Origin of the sequence: Methanobrevibacter sp., from assembly GCF_017427765.1 — an archaeon.
Taxonomy (GTDB): Archaea; Methanobacteriota; Methanobacteria; order Methanobacteriales; family Methanobacteriaceae; genus Methanocatella.
The window spans coordinates 78,937-99,929 of sequence record NZ_JAFRSC010000016.1 but is presented as its reverse complement, the minus strand read 5'-3'; the positions used below and the strand labels follow the sequence as shown (position 1 = coordinate 99,929).

The 20,993-nt window shown below is 32.7% G+C and carries 16 protein-coding genes; 7 read left to right on the top strand and 9 right to left on the bottom strand.

Annotated elements, in window-relative coordinates:
- Positions 1-2: 2 nt before the first annotated feature.
- From thiD to proS, 3 genes are read right to left on the bottom strand one after another with little or no spacing between them, the layout of a single operon-like run.
- On the bottom strand, positions 3-737 hold the full coding sequence (thiD, locus tag IJL02_RS04330) for a bifunctional hydroxymethylpyrimidine kinase/phosphomethylpyrimidine kinase (protein ID WP_292809367.1): 735 nt from the start codon (positions 735-737) through the stop codon (positions 3-5).
- On the bottom strand, positions 738-1,412 hold the full coding sequence (cofC, locus tag IJL02_RS04325; RefSeq protein WP_292809364.1) for a 2-phospho-L-lactate guanylyltransferase: 675 nt from the start codon (positions 1,410-1,412) through the stop codon (positions 738-740).
- A gap of 7 nt (positions 1,413-1,419) precedes the next feature.
- Complete coding sequence (proS, locus tag IJL02_RS04320) at positions 1,420-2,823, bottom strand: proline--tRNA ligase (RefSeq protein WP_292809354.1); 1,404 nt, start codon at positions 2,821-2,823, stop codon at positions 1,420-1,422.
- A gap of 147 nt (positions 2,824-2,970) precedes the next feature.
- Between proS and IJL02_RS04315 the strand changes: the two genes are divergently transcribed.
- The 4 genes from IJL02_RS04315 to IJL02_RS04300 are packed head-to-tail and all read left to right on the top strand — an operon-like array spanning position 2,971 to position 5,367.
- Positions 2,971-4,014: an NAD(P)-dependent glycerol-1-phosphate dehydrogenase gene (locus IJL02_RS04315; protein ID WP_292809351.1), complete on the top strand. Its 1,044-nt coding sequence runs from the start codon at positions 2,971-2,973 to the stop codon at positions 4,012-4,014.
- On the top strand, positions 4,015-4,449 hold the full coding sequence (locus tag IJL02_RS04310) for a UPF0179 family protein (protein WP_292809348.1): 435 nt from the start codon (positions 4,015-4,017) through the stop codon (positions 4,447-4,449).
- Positions 4,450-5,136, top strand: a complete 687-nt coding sequence (rpiA, locus tag IJL02_RS04305) for a ribose-5-phosphate isomerase RpiA (RefSeq protein WP_292809345.1) — start codon at positions 4,450-4,452, stop codon at positions 5,134-5,136.
- Between the two features lie 9 nt (positions 5,137-5,145).
- Positions 5,146-5,367, top strand: a complete 222-nt coding sequence (locus IJL02_RS04300) for a hypothetical protein (protein ID WP_292809343.1) — start codon at positions 5,146-5,148, stop codon at positions 5,365-5,367.
- A gap of 44 nt (positions 5,368-5,411) precedes the next feature.
- Here the strand turns inward: IJL02_RS04300 and IJL02_RS04295 are convergent, their stop codons facing one another.
- Positions 5,412-8,624: a right-handed parallel beta-helix repeat-containing protein gene (locus tag IJL02_RS04295; RefSeq protein ID WP_292809341.1), complete on the bottom strand. Its 3,213-nt coding sequence runs from the start codon at positions 8,622-8,624 to the stop codon at positions 5,412-5,414.
- Between the two features lie 403 nt (positions 8,625-9,027).
- On the opposite strand from IJL02_RS04295, the gene IJL02_RS04290 reads away from it, so the two are divergent.
- Together IJL02_RS04290 and IJL02_RS04285 are read left to right on the top strand one after the other, a co-directional pair.
- The gene (locus IJL02_RS04290) at positions 9,028-10,779 is read left to right on the top strand and encodes a right-handed parallel beta-helix repeat-containing protein (protein ID WP_292809339.1); all 1,752 of its coding nucleotides are present in this window, start codon (positions 9,028-9,030) and stop codon (positions 10,777-10,779) included.
- Between the two features lie 55 nt (positions 10,780-10,834).
- Entirely contained in the window at positions 10,835-11,239 is a 405-nt protein-coding gene (locus tag IJL02_RS04285) for a secondary thiamine-phosphate synthase enzyme YjbQ (RefSeq protein ID WP_292809337.1), read from the top strand.
- Positions 11,240-11,389: 150 nt separating this feature from the next.
- Here the strand turns inward: IJL02_RS04285 and pheT are convergent, their stop codons facing one another.
- Positions 11,390-13,048 carry a phenylalanine--tRNA ligase subunit beta gene (gene pheT, locus IJL02_RS04280; protein ID WP_292809335.1) on the bottom strand — a complete coding sequence of 553 codons (1,659 nt, stop codon included), beginning with the start codon at positions 13,046-13,048 and terminating at the stop codon, positions 11,390-11,392.
- Positions 13,049-13,070: 22 nt separating this feature from the next.
- Positions 13,071-13,427 (bottom strand): hypothetical protein, encoded by a 357-nt coding sequence (locus IJL02_RS04275; protein WP_292809333.1) that lies wholly within the window; start codon positions 13,425-13,427, stop codon positions 13,071-13,073.
- A 169-nt stretch (positions 13,428-13,596) separates the two neighbouring features.
- Between IJL02_RS04275 and IJL02_RS04270 the strand changes: the two genes are divergently transcribed.
- Positions 13,597-16,311 carry a valine--tRNA ligase gene (locus IJL02_RS04270; protein ID WP_292809331.1) on the top strand — a complete coding sequence of 905 codons (2,715 nt, stop codon included), beginning with the start codon at positions 13,597-13,599 and terminating at the stop codon, positions 16,309-16,311.
- Positions 16,312-16,549: 238 nt separating this feature from the next.
- Here IJL02_RS04270 and IJL02_RS04265 read toward each other — a convergent pair whose 3' ends face one another.
- The 3 genes from IJL02_RS04265 to IJL02_RS04255 form a co-directional block, all read right to left on the bottom strand.
- Entirely contained in the window at positions 16,550-17,116 is a 567-nt protein-coding gene (locus tag IJL02_RS04265) for a sugar O-acetyltransferase (RefSeq protein WP_292809329.1), read from the bottom strand.
- Positions 17,117-17,200: 84 nt separating this feature from the next.
- Positions 17,201-19,066, bottom strand: a complete 1,866-nt coding sequence (locus tag IJL02_RS04260) for a PP2C family protein-serine/threonine phosphatase (protein WP_292809327.1) — start codon at positions 19,064-19,066, stop codon at positions 17,201-17,203.
- Positions 19,063-20,985 (bottom strand): PP2C family protein-serine/threonine phosphatase, encoded by a 1,923-nt coding sequence (locus IJL02_RS04255; protein WP_292809325.1) that lies wholly within the window; start codon positions 20,983-20,985, stop codon positions 19,063-19,065. Before IJL02_RS04255 ends, IJL02_RS04260 begins: the two co-directional genes overlap by 4 nt.
- Positions 20,986-20,993 lie beyond the last annotated feature (8 nt).

Below are 20,993 nucleotides of genomic sequence, written 5' to 3'. Positions count from 1 at the left end.
AGTTATAATTTAGCTATTAAAGTTCCATAATTTCCATTTTTTATACCTTCATAAACATAATCCAAAGATTTTAAAATTGATGTTTTCAAGTCATTATTTTTTGCAAGATAAGCAACAATAGCTGCAGATAAATTACATCCTGTTCCATGCAGATTGTCTGTTTTTATCAGTTCTTGTTTTTGAATTGTAATTTCACCATCAATATTAATGGTGTTTATTCCGTCAAGATGCCCTCCAGTAATTATGTTGTTGCATATGATATTTTTTGAAGCTTTTATGGCATCTTCTTTATTTTTAATTTCAATTCCTGTTAGTTTTTCTGCTTCGGTGATGTTGGGTGTTGTTAAAATTGAGTTTGGAAGCAGATATTTATTTAAAGCTTTTGCCAAATCTTCACGTGTCAGATTGCCTCCTGAAGTTGCAACCATTACTGGATCAACCACCGCTTTTAAGTGGTACTGTTTAATTTTTTTGGAAACCAACTTGATTATTTCCGGAGAGTATAACATTCCGGTTTTTATAAATTCTACTTCGTAGGCATCTAAAACAGAATCAATTTGCTCTTCAATGTAGTCTTCGCTAACTGGCGATGTTGAGAAAAATTTATATGGATTTTGAGCGGTTAGTGAAGTAACAATGCCTGTTCCATAAACTCCAATCGCCTGAAATGCTTTAATGTCTGTTAAAACACCTGCTCCAGCTGATGGGTCAACACCAGCAATTGACATCACTATCATTTAATCATTCCGTGTAACTTTAATTCTTTCAGATCCCCGAAACGGTTCAAAAGTTACATTTAACTCTTTTAGATATTTTCTTGTATGTGTTTTTTCGCCGTGAATCATGATTTCGCCTAAATCTTCGGCAGTATTAACATCCAATGCCATAAACAGTGAATCGTGAACCTGGGGATTTAATTTTTTCCTCTCGGCAGCCTGCACATGTTCCTTATAACTAAATCCTTCAAATCTTGTGCGAATTGCCAATGGTTTCATAATAATCATGTTTGTTCCGCCGCCTTTGGATGGAACAATGATGAAATCAAGTTTCTTGGATGCATCAATAATCATTTGAATATTGGTTTTGCCAATCAGGGGGATGTCAGATGGAACAATTATGATTTTTCTAGCTTTTCCTTTGCAATATTTCATTGCCTGTGTTAATGCTTTGTTTAAATTTGAATTTTCATCTTCAAGAATTGTATCCAGATTTAAACTTTTTGCATAACTTAAAACGTCCTCATCTCTGCTGATTATGAATATTTTGTCAACATGCTTTTTTAAGGTGTCGGTAACATCATGCAGCATTACTTTTAGAAGCTTTTCCCTTTCTTCTTCGCTGAGAAATGGGGAAAGCCTTGTTTTGGCATTTTTGAATTTGCTGACAGGAATTATTGCGTAAATATCATCCATAATATCACTAATAAGTTTTAGCTATTAAAGCGATGTATTTGGCATCTTTGCCGCTTGCTATGCATTTGCCTTCGGATACTTCTTCCTGAATACCTAAAACGTCGTAACCGGTTTTCTCTTCAATTTCATGACCGACTTCTTCGTCTCCGCACCAGTAGAACTTAACTACATTGCCCGCTTCGACAAGTTCGGAGACTTCATCAATGTTTTCAGCGAATTTAACATGTTCGGTCTGGAAATCCCATGCAGAGGAAGACAAGTTTTCGGAAGTTTTATCAAGTAAATCCAAAACATTGTCTGCTAGAGAATCATCTAAAGTGAGTTCTATTTTTTCACCTTCATCTCTTCTCATGGCAATTGTAATATTGTTTTCCAGGTCTCTTGGTCCTAGTTCAAGTTTAACTGGTGTTCCTTTCAACTCCCAATCGAAGAATTTTTTACCTGGGCGGATGTCTCTGTCATCAATATTTACTCTTAAACCTTTTTCTTCTAGTTGTGCTTTAATTTCACTGCATTTTGCTAAAACTTCTTCTCTTCCTTTTTTAAATAAAATAGGAATAATTGTTACTTGGTTAGGGGATACTTTAGGTGGAAGGCGCAATCCTTTTTCTTCTCCGTGGATTGAAATTAAAGATGCAATCACTCTGTCGGATACTCCGGCACAGGTTTGATAAACGTATTTGTGTTCTCCATCCTTATCTTCAAAGGTAATGTCGAATGTTTTTGCAAAAGTCTGGCCTAAATTGTGGATTGTACCAATTTGTAAGGTTTTACCGTTTGGCATGATTACATCAAAGGCCATGGTGTAGTCTGCACCTGGGAACTTATCCCATTCAGGTCTTTTTGAAATTAAGTATGGAATTCCTAAATCGTCGAAAAACTCTTTATATATTTCAATAAAGTCTTTAATTTGTTCATCGGATTCTTCTTTAGTTGCATGAGCAGTATGAGCTTCTTTAAATGTAGTAATCTCACGCACACGTATTAAAGGTCTTGTGTGTTTTGTTTCGTATCTGAATGTATTTACAATTTGATAAAATTTAATTGGAAGGTCAATATGTGATCTAATCCATAATGAATACATAGGATACATTGCGGTTTCACTGGTTGGTCTTAAAGCAAGCTGTTCATTTAATTCAGTTTGACCACCTTTTGTAATCCAGTATACCTCATCCTCAAACCCTTTTACATGAATTCCCTCTTTTGCAAGTTCTGTTTCAGGTATAAGCATTGGGAACAGTACTTCTTCATGGTCTTTATCTAATAATTTTTTAATAATTTCCATAGTGTGTTTTCTTATCTGAAAACCGTATGGCATCCATACAGCCATTCCTTTAATAGGATATCTTGAATCAGTAATATTTGCTTTTTCTAAAATATCATGAAACCATTCGTCAAAATTTTCCACCATATCACCTAAAATAATTTTTATAATGTTAAAATATCTGTTTTTAATAAGTATTAAATGTTTATTTTAGATTACCGTTCAGTTAAAAGAAACTTATTTATAATTATCTTTTACATATATATTATTGAATAATTTAATTTAGGAGATATTATGAGCAATAGGAAAATACAAATGCCTCGTGAAGTTTACATTGACCCGGGCATTGTAAAAGATACTGGTGAGATTTGCAGGTCTTTGCATTTGGATAAAAAGATTTTGATTGTTACTGGTTCCCATACATATGATGTAGGTGCAGTTCCGGTAATTGAAAGCCTTGAAAAAGATGGTATTGAATATGATGTAATTAAAGTTAACAATGCTTCTGAAGATTCAATATCTGAAGTTGAAGAGTTAATTACACCGGAAACTACAGTTTTGGGAGTTGGTGGTGGAAAAGTTATTGATGTAGCCAAGTTATCTTCATTTAATCAGGGTGTATACTTTGTTTCTATGCCGACTACCGCTTCTCATGATGGTATTGTATCTCCTATGGCATCTATTAAAAATCCTGATACTTCGATATCTGTTGCTGCTCACTCTCCGATTGCAGTTATTGCCGATTCTGAAATTCTCGCACAGTCTCCATTCAGACTATTGGCTGCGGGTTGTGCAGATTTAATGGCTAACTTCACAGCCATTAAGGATTGGGAGTTGGCACACAGACTTAAAAATGAAACGTTCAGTGAATCTGCAGCGGCATTATCCATAATGTCTGCTCATTTAATTACTGATAATATAGCTAATATTAAACCTAATCTTGAGCCTAGTGCCAGAATTGTTATGAAATCTCTCTTTAGCGGAGGTATGGCTATCAGCATTGCAGGTTCATCAAGACCTGCCAGCGGTTCTGAGCATCTGTTCTCACATGCACTGGATAAGATTTTAGAAAAACCGGCTTTGCATGGTGAACAATGTGGAATAGGTACAATAATGATGATGTATCTTCATGGAGGTAATTGGAAAGCTATTAGGGATTCTCTAAAAGCAGTTCAGGCCCCAACCTCTGCATCAGAAATTGGGGTTGCTGAAGATGACATTATTGAAGCGTTAATGATGGCTCATAAAATCAGGCCTGAAAGATACACAATTTTGGGAGATAACGGAATATCTCGTGAAGCAGCCTATGAACTGGCACATAAAACAGAGGTGATTTAGATGATTACATTGATAGGTAAAAGCTTAGCAAAAAAAGGTCAGGAATTCGTATTTCTAGGTCCTGCTGATGAGTGTGAAGACTGCAGATTTAAATCATCCTGTGTCGGTAACTTGGAAGTTAACCGAAAATATGAAATTGTTGATATAAAAGATAACGAGCAAAAATGCCCGATTCATGCAGAAGAAACTGTGATTCCTGTTGAAGTCGATAGGGCTAAAATAACTTTACTAACAGAATCTAAAAATATTTTTGAAGGCTCAACATTCACATTTAATGCTCCAGATTGTGATGAAACTTGCGAATATCATGATTTATGCTTCCCTGAGGGATTAGAGGAAAATGATAAGTGTATAGTATTGAAAAATGATGGAAAACATAAAGACTGTATTAAAGGTTATAATCTTAATAAACTCACTTTAGGATTCGTGATATAAATGAAAAATGCCAGCAGTAACAATTCTAGTAAAAAAAATGCAGGTTATAAAGCAGCAGAATATGTAAAGGATGGAATGGTTTTAGGACTTGGAACAGGTTCAACCACACATTTCTTTATAGAAAAAGTTGGAATGAGAATCAAAGATGAAGGAATAAACGTTTTAGGAATTCCAACATCATTTCAATCACTGCTGATAGCAAAAAAATGGAATATTCCTATAACTACATTGGAAGAACATGACATTGACCTGTCTGTCGATGGAGCTGATGAAGTTGACTCTAACTTTAATCTGATTAAAGGCGGTGGAGCGGCTCACACTAAAGAAAAAATAGTTGACTATGCTGCAAAAGAATTTATTGTAATTGTAGATGAGTCAAAGTGTGTTGATGAATTGGGTAATTTTCCAGTACCTGTTGAAGTGCTACCTGATGCATCAAGAGTTGTTATACAAGCTCTTGAAGATATGGGGGCGACTTGCGAGATTAGAATGGCTCAAAGAAAAGATGGTCCTGTTATAACAGATAACGGTAACTTTGTAATTGATGCCAAATTTGACAAAATAGAATCTCCGGCGCACTTGGAAATAGATTTAAACTCAATTCCAGGTGTTGTGGAAAACGGAATATTTTCACAGATGGTTGATAAAGTCATTGTCGGAACTGACGATGGTACAAAAGAATTGTAGGTGGTAAAAATGCCATTTTCTGCTGGCGGAATGATTCCAGATTTTAGGGATATACTTTACAAAGTTGCTATTTTATTCGGGGCAATAATTGTAATTTATGGAGTTTTGTGGTTACTTGTTAATTTAGGAGTAATACCTGCATTGGTTGCAGCTATTTTCCCACAAATAGTTCTGATTTTAGTTGGATTATTTATAATATATGTTGCTTACAGTAAAAGGAATATGTATTAATTTTTTTTTTAAAAAAAGAAAATATTAGAGAGATTTAAATCTCTCTAGTTAATTGTTATTTTTGCGCTTGCTTTTGATGCTTGGTATCCGTTGTCACCTGCAAAGTTAATGTTTGCGGTGTATGTACCTTTCTTAGTTATATCTAATTTGAAGGTAGCTTGGCCTTTTGCATTGGTTTTTGCAGTGTAGGTTTTACCGTTTACAGTAAGCTTAATAGTTTTACCATTTCTGAGGTAGGTTTTACCGTCGATGGATGATCCTTTTTCTGTTTTTAAGGTTACTGTGTATGATTTGGTTTTTGCAGATGCTTTGTATGATTTAGCAGAAGCAGAAATGCTAGTTGTTTTCTTGGTTACGGTGATTTTTTGAACAACGAATGCGCCTTTATAGTCGTCGTCGCCTAAGAATGCTACAGCGAAAGTGTATGTTCCTGCATTACCTAAGTTGATTTGTAATCTGGCTAAACCGTTTTCATCAGTAGTTGTGTTGTATACTTTTCCGTTGAATCCTATTTTTACAGCTTTATTTGCAATAGGTTTGGATCCATCGGTTAAGGTTACTTCGAAGTATCCTCCACGTTCACCAGCGTAATAATCAATAGCTTTAGTGTTATAGTCTTTTGCTATAATGCTTGTGTCTTTTCTTACAGGGTTAATGTTTTCTAAAGTAATTGAAGTTTCACTTGCTAACCAAGGTTCTGATCCGGCATATTTGAGGGTAACAACAGTGTTGTCTTCAGCTTGGATGGTAAATACACCTTTATCATCAGTTTTGGTAGTTACGTTGGAATCTCCGACTTTAGCAGTAATTTCTGCATCAGCCATAACTTTACCTTCAGCATCTTTTAAAACACCAGTAATGGTACAGTTACCTGTTACTTCACTAATACTTAAAGTAGTGGCAATGTTTTCTCCAACGGTAAGTTTGAATTTTGCGGTAGTTTTAACGTATGTTCCTTCACCCGCATAATTCATAACAACGTCATATACACCATAGTCTAGGATTGCATTAACTTTAGCTACACCGTTTTCATCAGTAGTTTTTTGGTAAGTAACATTGTTAATGACTACTGAAACGTTTTGGTTTGCAATTCCTTTGCCTTTAACGTTTGTTAATTTGACTTCAACAGTTGCATTTTTACCAGTTTTAGCATCGTCTGCGGAAATGATTGTGTCGTAAAGGGTGGTGTAAGTTCCTTCAGCATTTTGATAATATTTATTTTCAGCTTTAGCAAGGTAAGTTACAAATGTAGGTGGGAATGGTAACCAGTCAAGGTTATATGAGTTCATACCGATAGTTACGTTGTAGTATCCTCCACCGAGTAAGATACCGATTCTGCTTCCTTCGATGGTGTTGTTGAATATATTTTCGTTACCTGATCCGTAAGCAGTAATGCCGCTGATTGAACAGCCTAAAACAGTGTTGTTGTAGACATTGTGTCCTTGGGAGTGCATGAGGTAAATACCTTCTCTTGCACCGTCAATGGTATTGTTAAATACGGTTACTCTAGGACCGGTTCCGTGTCTTACGTCAATACCGTGGTTAGCAACATTGATAATAATATTTCCTGCAATTATACTTTCAGGAGTTCCGAAGTTTAGGATACCTGTTGTGAATTGATTTTTAATTTCGTTGTTTGTAACGATTGCAACACCAGAGTATTCTAAGTAAATACCCCATGATGCACCATCAACAGTACATCCGGTAATTGTAATGTTTTTACTGTTTTGAGTACGGATTCCTGCAGTTTTATAAGCTACGGAAGTTCCAGGAACAGTAGCTAATGGTTTGTATCCAGGATATTTTGAAACAATGTTTAAATCACTAATTACAACACCTGAATTGTTTACGGAGTATAATACTGCAGGATTTGAAATACCATATCCTCCTTCAGCAGTTGTTGCTGTGATTTTTGAAGGAACGTTGGTTAAATTAAGATTGTCATATCCAACTAAAGTTGCACCGTTACCAATTATTTTGATGTTTTTATCTGTGTAGATGGAAATGTTGTTGTAGACTGCATTTTTAGCGAATTTTAAAGTATCTCCATCTTTCATACCTTCCATCATTTTTTGTATGTCAGCTGAAGTCATATCTTCAGGAACATTATAAGTAGTTCCGGTTTCACTTAAAATTTTGGTGTAATCAATATTGATATCTTTAGGTGTTGGGATTTCTTTGTAAGCTTTGTAAGCTGGTGAATATGAACTGCTGTCACTGTGAGTACCCATCATTGCTTCTGCACCGTTGTAATCGGATTGTGCTTCAGCGATGTAGTATACAAAGGTTGGTGGGTATGGTAAGTTATTTAAATTGTATGTATTTGGTCCAACAGTAATGTTTCTGTATCCGCTATTGAATAAGATGCCGATTCTTGATTTTTGGAAAGTGTTGTTGTATATCTCGATGTTGGATGATCCGCAACAGGAAACTGAACTGATTGAACAATTTATGAGTTTGTTGAATGCTGCAGTGTGTCCTGCAGAGTGCATGAGGTAAATGCCTTCTTGTGAACCGATAACTGTGTTGTTAAGTACTTGAACATTTGGTCCGGTTCCGTGTCTTACGTCAATACCGTGGTTTTTAGCATTGACTACTTTATTTCTTTCAATTAATGTTCTAGCTGATCCGAAATTTATAAGTCCTGTTACAGCTTGGTTTTGAATCAGGTTATCAGTAATTTTTCCATCATGGGAATATTGTAAATAGAGTCCCCAAGATGAACCGTCAAGCTCATTGTTTATAAAAGTTAAGTTATTTGCATATGATGCGAAAACTAAGGTATTAGAATATCCTGAGGAGCTGTTTGCCCCACCAACTATATTCAAACCATTAATGGTTACGTTATTTGCTCTAACTACATATAATGTTGCTAGGTTTGATATTCCGTATCCTCCTTTAGCACTGGTATTGGTAATAATACTTGGGGTATTATTGATTGAAGGATTGTCGTATCCGACTAATTTTGCGCCATTACCGTTAATGGTTATGCTTTTGTTAACGTAGATACAAATATCGCTATAAGTACCATTTTTAAAGTCCAACACGTCTCCATCTTTCATACCGTTGATTGTATTCTGGATATCATCACTTGTTGCTCCAGGTGAAATGGTATGATGTGAAGCTGTTGGAGTTTCATCTACTGCTAAAATATTATTATCTTGCATATCGCTTGCATCTTCCGCAAATACTGCACTGGATGCAAAGCATACAATGGATACTAATAAGATAGCCATTATAAATCTCTTTTTATTCATGATTTCACTCAATTAAATTAATTTATTCCTTGCTTATTTCACATAAAAATAATTTTGTTCATCGATAAGCAATTATTTTATATTTGTGTTTTTTATATTATTTAAATTTAAAATTTTTGATTTATTTATATAACATTGTTAATTATGTTTTAAAGAAATTTTAAGGGATTAAATGCAATATTTTTGCAAAAAACTTTATATATTATGTCACTTGATATATTATCATATAATCAATATTTATGTAGGTTCATTTTGTTGATTTTTATTCGCAAAATTGGGCTTATTTCATTAAATCAATAGGTCAATAGTTATTGGGGTTTATATTGTTGATTTATCACTTTATTCTCTTCGAACAATTGATTTTTTATCGATTATTGATTATGGTTTATATCGAGGGGAGAGTATGAATAAAAAATTTATAAATCTTTTTTTCATATGTTTAATAGGTTTATTCCTTATTGCTGCGGTGTCTGCTAGTGACAGTGGGGATGGCGGTTTAAATAAAACTTATCAAATCAAATCTTCTCTGTCAAATGATGAAATACAGACTTTGTTTGATAATGCAAATGATGGAGATACATTTGAATTCACCAGTTACACATATAAGAACATATCTTTAGTTGTAGATAAACAGATTACTATCAAATCGAATAAATCTGCTACAATATATGCATCTACCAGTGTAAGCGATAAGGCTAAAAGCATGGGAATAAGCGAAACCTTCGGATTTTACTTTACATCAAATGGTGCTGGAAGTGTTTTATCTGGAATCAGAATTATCGCAGATTCATGTGATAATGCGGTCCTAGTTGATGGTGCTGATGGTGTTACCATTAAAGATAGCAGAATAGTGAAAGGTGAAAATTCTATTTTAGTTAAAAATTCAGAAAAAATCACTTTAAGCAACAACGACATATCACAGGCTAGTAAAAATGGAGTTCAGCTTCAGAATGTAAAATACAGTGATATAGTAAATAATAATGTTCATAATAATGGAAGATCAGGTATTGAGACTTCAAATATTTATAACAGCAATATTTTGCGAAATGCTGTTCACCATAATGGATTTAACGGAATTTCAATGTATGATAACTCAGCAAACAATATTATAAAGTACAATACCGCACACAACAATACAAACGGCATTTTCATCGATTGTAAAACTATAAATGACACGGTAATGGCAAATACATTTTCATACAATCGTAATGATCCGTTTTGTGAATTGGGAGGTTCTGAAACAGGAAACGGTCTTTTATTTGGAGAAAACTTCAGAACACCAAGTGAATCTGGAAGGCTGCTTGTTAAAAACAATGCATTAATTCACAATGAAAATTTCCAGGCTAAAAACAATCCTTCAAATGAACTTTTCAAATTGGATCAAAATTATTTTGATTCAACTGACGGTGAGGATACTTTTATCTGTCCGATGCTTCTTGCAAAAATCCTAAAACTGGATACAATTACAATTCAAAATGGAATTGGAATTCAACTTCAGGATGAAAACGGAAAACCTATTACTGATTCACCGGCATTTGATTTGGCTGATGTTGAGGTAAACGGAAACAAATACACTGCAAGAGTGGAAAATGACGGTATTGCAAAAATCCAGTCTAAAGATATTGAACCTAATGCCGAACAGAATGTAAAGATTACTGTTGGGGACAGAATTCAAAAAGTCCTTGAAAAAAAGGTCAAATCAGGTTCTGAAAGATATCAGGAATCAGAAAAACCTATACAATCCAGTGATGAAAATTATCGGGATGATGATGGTTCAGATGATAGCTCTCAAAATCAAAACACTGATGGAACCAATTCCAATGGCAATGGAAATGGTAATGGAAATTATGTAGATGGTTCATCTCAAAGTTCACATGTTTCCAATGGACAAACCACTGGAAAATACGGATCCAACAGTTCTGATGTAATATCTTCAGATTCAACTGACCAAGGTGAAAATGCAATGTCTATGGGTGATGTTAATGCAGGTTCATCAAGTGAAGGTTCTGGAGAGGGATCAAAAGCTTATGAAATGGTTCCGGAAACTCCAATTTCCAAATCAGTTGACAATACATCTGGTCTTGTCGTATTAAGTATCCTGATTTTATTGGGTTGCCTTGTTTATGGATATAGATGTAACAGTAAATTCGATTAAAATTTTCCTTTCTTTTTTTATTATTTATTAATTATTATTTACAAATAAATATTTGATGATAATTAAATCTGATTCTTTAAAAATTAATACGAATAAAAATTTTGAAATTATTGATATTACCTCATTGGTAAATGAGTTAATCAGTATTGATAATGGAATTGTATCTATTTTTTCTAAACATTCTACTTCAGCTATTGTTGTTAATGAAAATGAATCTGGACTGCTAAGAGATTTTGAATTTATGCTTGATAATTTGGTTTCGGATAAATTCAGTTATCAGCATGATAGAATTGACAATAATGCTCGTTCACATTTAAAATCATTTTTGCTGTCTTCAAGCGAATGTTTGCCTGTAAAAAATGGAAAACTAGAGTTGGGTACATGGCAATCAGTATTTTTCATAGAATTAGATGGGCCAAGAGCCAACAGAACAGTAACTTTGACGATGGTTGGTGAATAATTGAAAAAATGGACAATAATTTTAATAGTTATTATAATAATATTGTTAATTCTGATACTTATTTTTAATAATTATGACACTACATCAGTTTCAAATAATTACTCTGAAATTGAAACTCAAATGAGAAAATTATGGTATTGAAAAAAGAATTCATTTGTTGATGAATTCAATTTCAAATGCAATTACTGGATATTCTAAAGTAAAGTTTGTAATAACTTCCGGAGACACTTCTCCAAAGAATCCTTTGATTGTACCTTTTACAGATTCTCCAGTTACATCAGCCACTCTTCCTTCAATGAAAGTCTTGTTTTCACTGTCAGTTATCTCCATGGAATAGCCTAAATTAGCCAAAACGCTTGTCATTACAGATTTGATTTCGGTAAAGTTTGCAGTTGAATGACAAATCAATGCAGCTAATTTTTTAGAAGATTTTGTTTTATTTTCCTTTGAATCATCCAAGTATAACACATCACCAATTTCAAATATTTTCTGTGGCAAATCTTCATGCTTGTTGTCTTCTAAAAATTCCATTAAGCTATTAATCAGGCTGGTTCTAATCATGGTCCTGTCAATTGTAATTGGTCTTGCAACCTGAACGTGGCCTTCTTCGGTCTGGTTCATCTTTTTGTAATGGGCGTCTTCATTTGTAAGCATGAGGCTCATTACTTCTTGAAAACCCAATCCGACCATTACTTCACGGATAGTTGATTCTGCTTTAAACCAGTTATTTTCATAAGCTACAGTGTTGATGTCTGGCAGTTTTGCTTCAACACTGTTGATATGATATTGGACTGCGATGTTTTCAACAACATCGACTTCATGCAATATGTCTACTCTGTAAGCAGGTATTATTGCATTGACTTCATTGTCATTAATGATTTCAGCATCAAAACGTGCCTTTAAGAGTAATTCTTTGATATCTTCGGCAGTTAAATTGGTTCCTCCAATTAATTCATTTGCGGTTGAAACGTGTACAAGTTGTTCTTGTGGAGTTAAATCAGGACTTATAATAGTTTTGTCTTCATATTTAACTTCCATACTTTTAATTTGACCTCCAACTTCTGCAAATGATGAACAAATGATGTTTAATGCCTGATTGACTGCTTTTTCATCAGTTCCAGTCACGTCAACAATAATGTTTTTAGTATCTTCTTTAAGTTTGGTTAGCTCACCGTTAATGATTGGTGGCATTGATAAAACATTATCGTCTTTATCTAAAATTAATGGATACTTGTCAAATTTATCAATTAAATGAGCATATGCTTTTCCTTTATCATGCTCAGTTAATATTTCGTTTGGAGTCATTTCGGATTCTTTTTCCAAAGGAACAAATGCATTGGCATCTTTTGGAGTTGCGATATATTTAAATGGACCATTAACAACATCTGCATTGTGAATGCCTATTGCAACTTTTTTCCTATCTCTTCCGATTACCCAGTGGAGGTTTTCCTGGAAATCCATCACGTATTTCAGTTTATCTCCAGTAAAATCAACATTATCTATTTTAGCAAATCCGATAAATGGTCTGATTTCAGCAACATCACTTTCTACTTCAACATATTCTCCGGATTCCTCAACTTTATAATCTGGAAGTCCAATTTCTTGGCCAATAAAACCTTTAAAAGATCTGGCTACTCCTTCAACAGATAAATTGTCAGGTCTGTTAGGGAAGAATTCCACTTTAATTTCCTCATCATCAAAGTCTTCAATATCACTGGACATCATTGGTAAAGTGTCAATTAATTCGTCTTTTTCCATATCGATTCCCAAATCTTTTAAATCTTCATATTTGAATGTAATTACTGGCATTTAATAACTCCATTATTTATTTTTATAATCCATAAATTAATATGAAAAATAGAGATTCACAAACGAAGTGAAGTGCTCTATGTTCTAGTTCACCCATATTGCGTATTAATATTGTATGGGTTACATCAATTACAAAATGAATCAGGGCTGCAAGGATTCCTACAACTGGATTTAAGAAAACTATTGATACAACTACAAAATGAAATCCAGCTTCCATTATTTCATGTGCAAGCCATGTTTGCCAAGTTGTTTTAGTGGTTTGTTGGATAAGGCCACCTAAAATAATGTAAAAGTTATTCAAAACTTTCCACATTAATTGTGTGTGCAATATATCGCTTATAGCTAATATAATAGCAACATAAAACCATAATAATTCCATTTTTTCACAGTCCTTTTATAGATTGATAATATAATTATTTTATTTTTTTATTATAATATACTTAACTATTTATTTTAATGTTGATTCTCTTATTTTATAATTACTTTTTTAAATAATAAACTACATATTTAATAATATTATTTTTACTTAATTATTTAGGAGAAAATATATGTCAAAAGAAGAAATTCCTAAAGACTATGATTTTAAAAAAGAAAAAGAATGGGAGGCAAAATGGGAAGATGAAAACATCTACAAATACATTGGAGATGGTTCTCGTCCTAGATATGTTATTGATACTCCTCCTCCATACCCAACAGGTTCTATTCACTTGGGCCACGTTTTAAATTGGGTTTACATTGATATGAATGCAAGATACAGAAGACAAAAAGGCCATGATGTACTGTTTACCCAGGGTTGGGATTGTCACGGCCTTCCAACTGAAGTAAAAGTTGAAGAAACTCATGGAATTAAGAAAAATGATGTTTCAAGAACTCAATTCAGAGAGTATTGTGTTGACCTGACAACTGACAACATTGCAAAAATGAAAGCTCAAATGCAGGCAATGGGTTATTCACAGGATTGGACCCGTGAATTCGTAACCATGACTCCGGAGTATATGAAAAAGACCCAATATTCATTTTTAAAAATGTATGAAGATGGATTAATCTATCAGGGCAAACACCCTGTTAACTGGTGTCCTCGTTGCGAAACAGCTATTGCTTTTGCAGAAGTAGAATACTCAGATAATACTACATTTTTAAATTATGTTAACTTCCCACCTGCCGTTGAAGATTCATATGATGATATTGCTTCATCACAATCCTCCGGCAAACAGGCAGATCCTAAAGAGGAAGGAATTTTAATTGCAACTACCCGTCCTGAATTAATGTCTGCCTGTGTGGCAGTTGTAATTCATCCTGAAGATGAAAGATATGCTCACCTTTTGGGAAAATATGTTGAAGTTCCTCTATCACATCAAAAAGTAAAAATCATTGCAGATGAAGAAGTAGACCCTGAATTCGGTACAGGTGCAGTAATGATTTGTACATTCGGGGATAAAACTGACGTAAGTTGGGTTCAAAAATATGATTTGGAAGTAATCGATGTTATTGACGATACTGGTACATTAACAAGTGCTGCCGGAAGATATGAGGGAATGGACTTACAAAGCTGTAAAAAACAAACTATTGAAGATTTGGATGCTGAAGGATACTTATTAAAACAGGAAGAAGTTGACCAGAATGTGGGTCAATGCTGGAGATGTAAAACTCCTGTTGAAATTCTTCTTAAAGAGCAGTGGTTTGTTGCAGTACGCGAGTTAATTGAAAAAACCAAAGTCGCAGCAGATGAGATGAGATGGGTGCCGGACCACATGAAATCCCGTATGGTAAACTGGGCAGATTCCATGGAATGGGACTGGTGTATCTCAAGACAAAGAATATTTGCTACTCCAATTCCTGTATGGTATTGTAAGGAATGCGGTGCCGTAATCCTGCCTGATGAAGAAGATTTACCAATTGATCCGACAGTTGATAAGCCAAAACATGCATGTGAATGCGGTTGTGAAGAGTTTATACCTGAAGTGGATGTTTTAGACACTTGGATGGATTCATCAATTTCACCATTGTCCATTGCAGGATGGCCTGATGAAGATTATATAAATCATTTCCCATCTGATATTCGTCCGCAAGGCCACGACATTATCCGTACATGGGCATTTTACACAACTTTAAGATGTATTGCCCTAACTGGTCAAAAGCCATTTGACGATATTGTAATTAACGGTATGGTATTTGGTGAAGACGGAAATAAAATGTCCAAATCAAGACCTGAATTTGTTGTAGGACCTGAAGAGGTTATTGAACAATACGGTGCTGACTCATTAAGAACCTGGGCTGCCAACAGCGTTCCGGGATCTGATGTAATATTTGACTGGAAAGACATTAAGCATGGATACAGGTTCCTTAGAAAATTCTGGAATGCATTCAGATTCATCAGCATGCAAATATTTGATGAGGAAATTTCATATGAAGATGTTAAAGATAATTTGGGACCAGTTGATTTATGGATTTTATCCAAATTAAACAATCTCAATAAAACAGTTGATGAAGCTTTCGCAGATTATAACTTTGCCGAAACAATCACATCAATCGAAAGATTCTTCTGGCATGATTTCTGTGATGAATATATTGAAGCGGTAAAATACAGATTATACACTGATGTTTGCGATGAATCCAGAAGAGCTGCAAAATATACTTTAAGAACAGTCGTTGAGACTTCTTTGAAATTATTAGCTCCAATTGCACCATTTTTCACTGAAGAAGTTTACCAATATTTCTCAGATGAATCAATCCACACAACTTTATGGCCTGAGGTATATGAGGAATTAATCAGTGAGGAAATGGAAACTAAAGGTGAAACAACCGTTGAGTTAATTGATGAGGTAAGACGGTTTAAATCAGCTTCTAAAATTCCATTAAATGCAGAACTTGCTGAAGTGAATGTATACACTTCAGATGATTCATTAGTTGATATATTCAATGATTTTGAAGATGATATTAAAGGAACTTTAAAAATTAATGATTTAGCTATTAGCTCTGGAAAACCTGAAGTTCATGAAAAAATCATCGAAGTTGAACCTGACATGTCTCAAATAGGACCTAAATTCAAAGGAGATGCCGGAAAAATCATTGGTTATTTAAAATCAACAGATATTGAAGAAATTGGTGCTGTTTTAGAAAATGATCATGAACTGACAATTGGCGATATTGTAGTTCCTGAAGATATGTTGAATATCAAAAAGGAGATTGTTGGGGCATCCGGTAAAAAAGTGGATATCTTGCAATCTGAAAACTTAGACATGATTGTGGAAGTAATTAGATAATTACTTTCCATTAACTTTTTTTTTAAAATCAATATTGTTTTTACTTTAAATTATTTTTAACTGAAGTAAATATTGTATTTTGTTTATTTAAAGTATTTATACTACTTTCCAGTGAAATAAAAACTGGAGATGAGAAATTATTTTTGTATATTTTAATGGACTTGTGTGTGATGTCAAAAGCCTATATCTATTTTTATTTAAGTCCAGGAGGGTTCTATTAGTGTTTTGGTCTCATCTCCTACTCAATATCATTATCTAATTTCCTCACAACTCTTGCAGGAACTCCTATTGCAAGAGAATTGTCCGGAATATCTTTTGTAACAACTGCTCCTGCACCAACAACTACATTATTTCCAATAGTAACTCCCGGTAAAACTGTCACGTTTCCACCTAACCACACATCATTACCTATTCTGATTTCAGTTGCCTGCGCTAAATGTTCTCTTCGACCTTTTGGAGTTAAAGGATGGCTGGCAGTAGTTATTAGAGTATTTGGACCAATCATCACGTTATCCCCAATATAAACTTCTTTAACGTCAAGAATTGTTAAATTAAAATTCGCTGTAAAATTATTTCCTATGAAAATGTTTTTTCCATTATCAAAACAGAATCGTTTGGCAATCCAAACCTTTTCACCTACTGAACCTAAAATCTCTTTTAAAACTTCATGTTGCTTGTCTAAATCATCTTCAGTAAGTGAATTGTATATATTTGCATTTTCAATTGCATTCAATTTCATTAATGATACTTCTTCATCGTCATAGCAGTATTCAAGACCTGCTTTCATTTTATCAATTTCTTTCATAGGTAAATATATATTGAATTTAATTAAAAAATATTCTGATAAAATGAAATGGGATATATTACTTTGAAGCTATTAATTCATTAATTATTGCTTCATTTTAATAATAAGCATAGCTATATCGTCAGATAGTTCCTGATTGTTGTAAAATTTGTTGAGGTCATTTTCAATGGATTTTATAATGCTGCTTAATTCATTATTCTTATTTTGATTTAATGTTTTTTGCAGATTTTCGTATCCGTAATATTCATCATTGCTATTGTTTGCATCAGTAACTCCGTCAGTATATAAGAATAATGTATCATTAGGTTTTAATCGAATAACGTGTTTTTCATAGTGTATATTTTCCATTCCTGCTAAAAGTAGCCCTGGTTTACCACTTAAAAATTCAAAATTACCATTGTTTTGTTTAATTAATGGTTTTTTGTGTCCTGCATTAACATAAGTCAATTCACCGGTTTTTATATTGAGCTTTCCAAGCCAACAGCTAATAAACAATTCTTCAACATTATCTTTACAAAGTTCGTTGTTGGCTTCGTAAAATGCTTCTGATAAATCTGAATAATATGTTGCATAATCTCTGATTAATGTCATGGCTTTTACCATGATTAATGCAGTTGACACACCTTTTCCACTAACGTCTCCTATTACAAATCCAATATTTTCATCATTAATTTTGAAGTAATCATAAAAGTCTCCGCCAACCTTATGTGCTGCTTTCATAAATCCCCAAAGATTAAGATTATTATTTTCCTGGAATTTTTCAAAATCTGTCGGAACCATTGAGTATTGAATTTCATGAGCTAATTTGAGTTCTGTTTCATATCTCTCTTTTTCTTTGGTTACATCCAATAAGTTGTTAGTATAATCTACAAATTCTTTTTGCATGTTAAGCAAGGATTCAGACAGTGATTTTATTTCATTGTTTACGGTAATTGAATTCAAATTATTAACTAAATCCTCTAAATCATTATCATCACTTATCTCTTCAGACAGATATGTGGATAACTGATCGATTGGTTGTATAACTTGCTTTTCCAAAAACAGCATATAAATTATTAATGGTATTAGAATGGCCAGGAAAAATCCGGATAACATAATAAGATAATTTAAAAATTCAGATGCAATACCAAATTTATAAACTCCACTTATTGTTAATGAAATCAAAAGAATAGTAGGGATTATAATTAATATAACGAATATTGTAATAAATGCATTATAAAATAATGTAGGTTTTTGAGTATTTTCTATTTTAAAGACATCTTCATTCAGTGGTTTAATTAAAAATATTCCGGAGAATATTAAAATTAAAAGTAAATAAATAGTATTTTGGTTGTTTATTGTAAGAATTGAAAGTATTATTGAAATTAAGAAGAATGCTTCATATAATTTAATAGGCATGATTTTTTTAATTTGTTTTGGAGTATATGTTGCAATATTTAATTTTCCAAATATTCCCATACCTAACAACAGCAAAATCAATCCTAATACGAATATCATATAATAGCTTTCAAGATTTAAATTGATGACTTTATCAAAGATTTGATTGGTAAACAGATATGTTTGCAGAATCATGAAAAATATGATGCATATTATTTTAATGAAACTACTAAAACTATTTAAATTAGGTATTTCATAATTTCTATTAGATTTGATTGAATACCATAATTTCCAAGGCATTATTCCCAAAATAAATAGGGATGAACCAGTTAATAGGATTGTTAGAGGGTTGGTCATGCCTAAAAATAAAATCCAATATAATACTTCAACTATGGTAAATCCTACTATCGAATATGGGCCTAACAATAAACTTAGTAAAAGTAAAGAGGATAACTCTAAGTGAATAGAATTGTTATCAAACCAGATGGATCCAATTAAAATTAGCATTATATTTATCATCATGGAGATTAATATTATAAATTTCCTTGATTTGAAAAGTTCTTTACTAATCATTTTCCACCTGCTCCATTATATTTTATTATAAGCATTGTTGTATCGTCAAATTGCTTATTATTGCAAAAATTATTAATGTCTTTATTAATTTCAGTTATTATATCGCTTAATTTTTCATTTTTATTTTCATTGATTATTTCTTTTAACCGTTCTTCTCCATAAAATTCATCATAATTGTCATTAGCTTCAGTAACTCCGTCAGTATATAAGAATATCATGTCTCCGGCATTCAAATTAATTTCATGTTCACTGTATTTGATGTCTTTCATTCCTCCAATGACTAAATTTGGATGTGTATTTAAATACTCAAAATCGGAGGGGCCATGTTTAATTAACGGTTGGTTGTGTCCGGCATTAACATAGGACAGTTTTCCGCTCTTTAAATTTAATTTTCCAATCCATGTTGTTACAAATAATTCCTCATCATTTCTTTCATAAGCCAAATTGTTTACTTTTTCAATAACCTGTGACAAATCATCATTAAATTTAGAATGGTTTTTAATTAAATACATTGTTTTAACCATGAATAATGTTGAAGGGATTCCTTTACCACTTACATCGCCAATGACAAAGTATACATTGTCTTCATCAATTTTGAAATAATCATAGAAGTCCCCGCCAACTTCTCTTGCAGGTTTCATTGTAGCGCTGACTTCAAATTCATTTTCTGAAAATTCCTCGAAATTTTTTGGCACCATGTTTGATTGTATATTGCTTGCAACATCAAATTCAGTTTTGAATTTTTCTTTTTCAGAAGTTGTAATTTGAATTTGCTTTAAATTATTCTTAATCTTATTATAGGACCTTACAAATGAATTGGCCAATACTCCAATACTGTCATTTCCAATGTATTTTTTTACATTAATAATTGATTCACTTCTATTTTCTGTTTTAAAGTAATTGTCTGCAGTATCAATTAGTGTGTAAAGTGGATTGGTTATCTTTTTTTCGATGTATTGTATATGAATTAATGAAACTAGTAATATTAAAATGCTTGTGAATGCAATGATAAGTAAAAGTTGATATGATGGATCAAGATCAGGTGTAAATGATAAAATAAGTGTGTTGAAATAGTTAAAGTTCAAAAATATAGTTATGGATATAATTATTAAAAAGATTAATATAATTTCTTCAATAATAGAATAGTTGTCGTTTGTTGGCTTAATTGTCCTGTCAAAAGTATTGAAACATATCAGCAGAGAAGTCACTATTAATATAAAATAGAAAATATGCTTTATGAACCTAATACCTACAATGAATTCCTTAAACATGATATATGCTACACATATTAAAAGTACTGTTAAAAGATAATATGGGTTAATGTTTATTTTTGTTATTCTTCTTTTAGGAGTTCGTAAAGGTATCTTAAGTATATTAAAAGAACTAATCAGTAGCAATCCGAATATTATTGAAAATGTAATAATATTTAAAATGTAAGGGAAGTTAAAATCCACATCTGTAATGGAATATGAGAAATTTAAACCTGGATACAATGAAAAAGAAATAACTAGAAGTGCAAAATATACAATGGAAACAATCACTGTTATGCAAAAGAACTTAACAATATTATATGTTGAGTTAAATCTTGGGGTGTCTATTTTCTTTTTTGTTAAAATATTATACCACAATTTATATGCTAGCAGTGAAATAAAAAATGTTGTTGCAAAATCAATAATCGGTGTAGGAAAACCTATTCCTTCAATTAGTTCCCCGGTTAATGTTGCAGTTGCAAAACCTAAAGCTCCTGCCGGACCAAACATCAAACCGAATGTTGGGGCAAAAGCCATGTCTATAAATATGTAATTGCCTCCAATACGTTGGTATTCGAAAAGGTAGTTTAATATCAATTCCACACAAAATGTGAAAATGAATAGGAATATTGGATTACTGAATAACTTTTTAATTTTTGAAGGAACCATTGAATATT

What these genes read in the sequence shown, in the direction of transcription:
- proS (WP_292809354.1), bottom strand. Translation starts at nt 2,823, where the DNA reads ATGGTGGAAAATTTTGACGAATGGTTTCATGATATTTTAGAAAAAGCA.
- IJL02_RS04310 (WP_292809348.1), top strand. Translation starts at nt 4,015, where the DNA reads ATGATTACATTGATAGGTAAAAGCTTAGCAAAAAAAGGTCAGGAATTC.
- pheT (WP_292809335.1), bottom strand. Translation starts at nt 13,048, where the DNA reads ATGCCAGTAATTACATTCAAATATGAAGATTTAAAAGATTTGGGAATC.
- IJL02_RS04270 (WP_292809331.1), top strand. Translation starts at nt 13,597, where the DNA reads ATGTCAAAAGAAGAAATTCCTAAAGACTATGATTTTAAAAAAGAAAAA.
- IJL02_RS04295 (WP_292809341.1), bottom strand. Translation starts at nt 8,624, where the DNA reads ATGAATAAAAAGAGATTTATAATGGCTATCTTATTAGTATCCATTGTA.
- IJL02_RS04285 (WP_292809337.1), top strand. Translation starts at nt 10,835, where the DNA reads ATGATAATTAAATCTGATTCTTTAAAAATTAATACGAATAAAAATTTT.
- rpiA (WP_292809345.1), top strand. Translation starts at nt 4,450, where the DNA reads ATGAAAAATGCCAGCAGTAACAATTCTAGTAAAAAAAATGCAGGTTAT.
- IJL02_RS04290 (WP_292809339.1), top strand. Translation starts at nt 9,028, where the DNA reads ATGAATAAAAAATTTATAAATCTTTTTTTCATATGTTTAATAGGTTTA.
- IJL02_RS04300 (WP_292809343.1), top strand. Translation starts at nt 5,146, where the DNA reads ATGCCATTTTCTGCTGGCGGAATGATTCCAGATTTTAGGGATATACTT.
- IJL02_RS04265 (WP_292809329.1), bottom strand. Translation starts at nt 17,116, where the DNA reads ATGAAAGAAATTGATAAAATGAAAGCAGGTCTTGAATACTGCTATGAC.
- IJL02_RS04260 (WP_292809327.1), bottom strand. Translation starts at nt 19,066, where the DNA reads ATGATTAGTAAAGAACTTTTCAAATCAAGGAAATTTATAATATTAATC.
- thiD (WP_292809367.1), bottom strand. Translation starts at nt 737, where the DNA reads ATGATAGTGATGTCAATTGCTGGTGTTGACCCATCAGCTGGAGCAGGT.
- IJL02_RS04255 (WP_292809325.1), bottom strand. Translation starts at nt 20,985, where the DNA reads ATGGTTCCTTCAAAAATTAAAAAGTTATTCAGTAATCCAATATTCCTA.
- IJL02_RS04315 (WP_292809351.1), top strand. Translation starts at nt 2,971, where the DNA reads ATGAGCAATAGGAAAATACAAATGCCTCGTGAAGTTTACATTGACCCG.
- cofC (WP_292809364.1), bottom strand. Translation starts at nt 1,412, where the DNA reads ATGGATGATATTTACGCAATAATTCCTGTCAGCAAATTCAAAAATGCC.
- IJL02_RS04275 (WP_292809333.1), bottom strand. Translation starts at nt 13,427, where the DNA reads ATGGAATTATTATGGTTTTATGTTGCTATTATATTAGCTATAAGCGAT.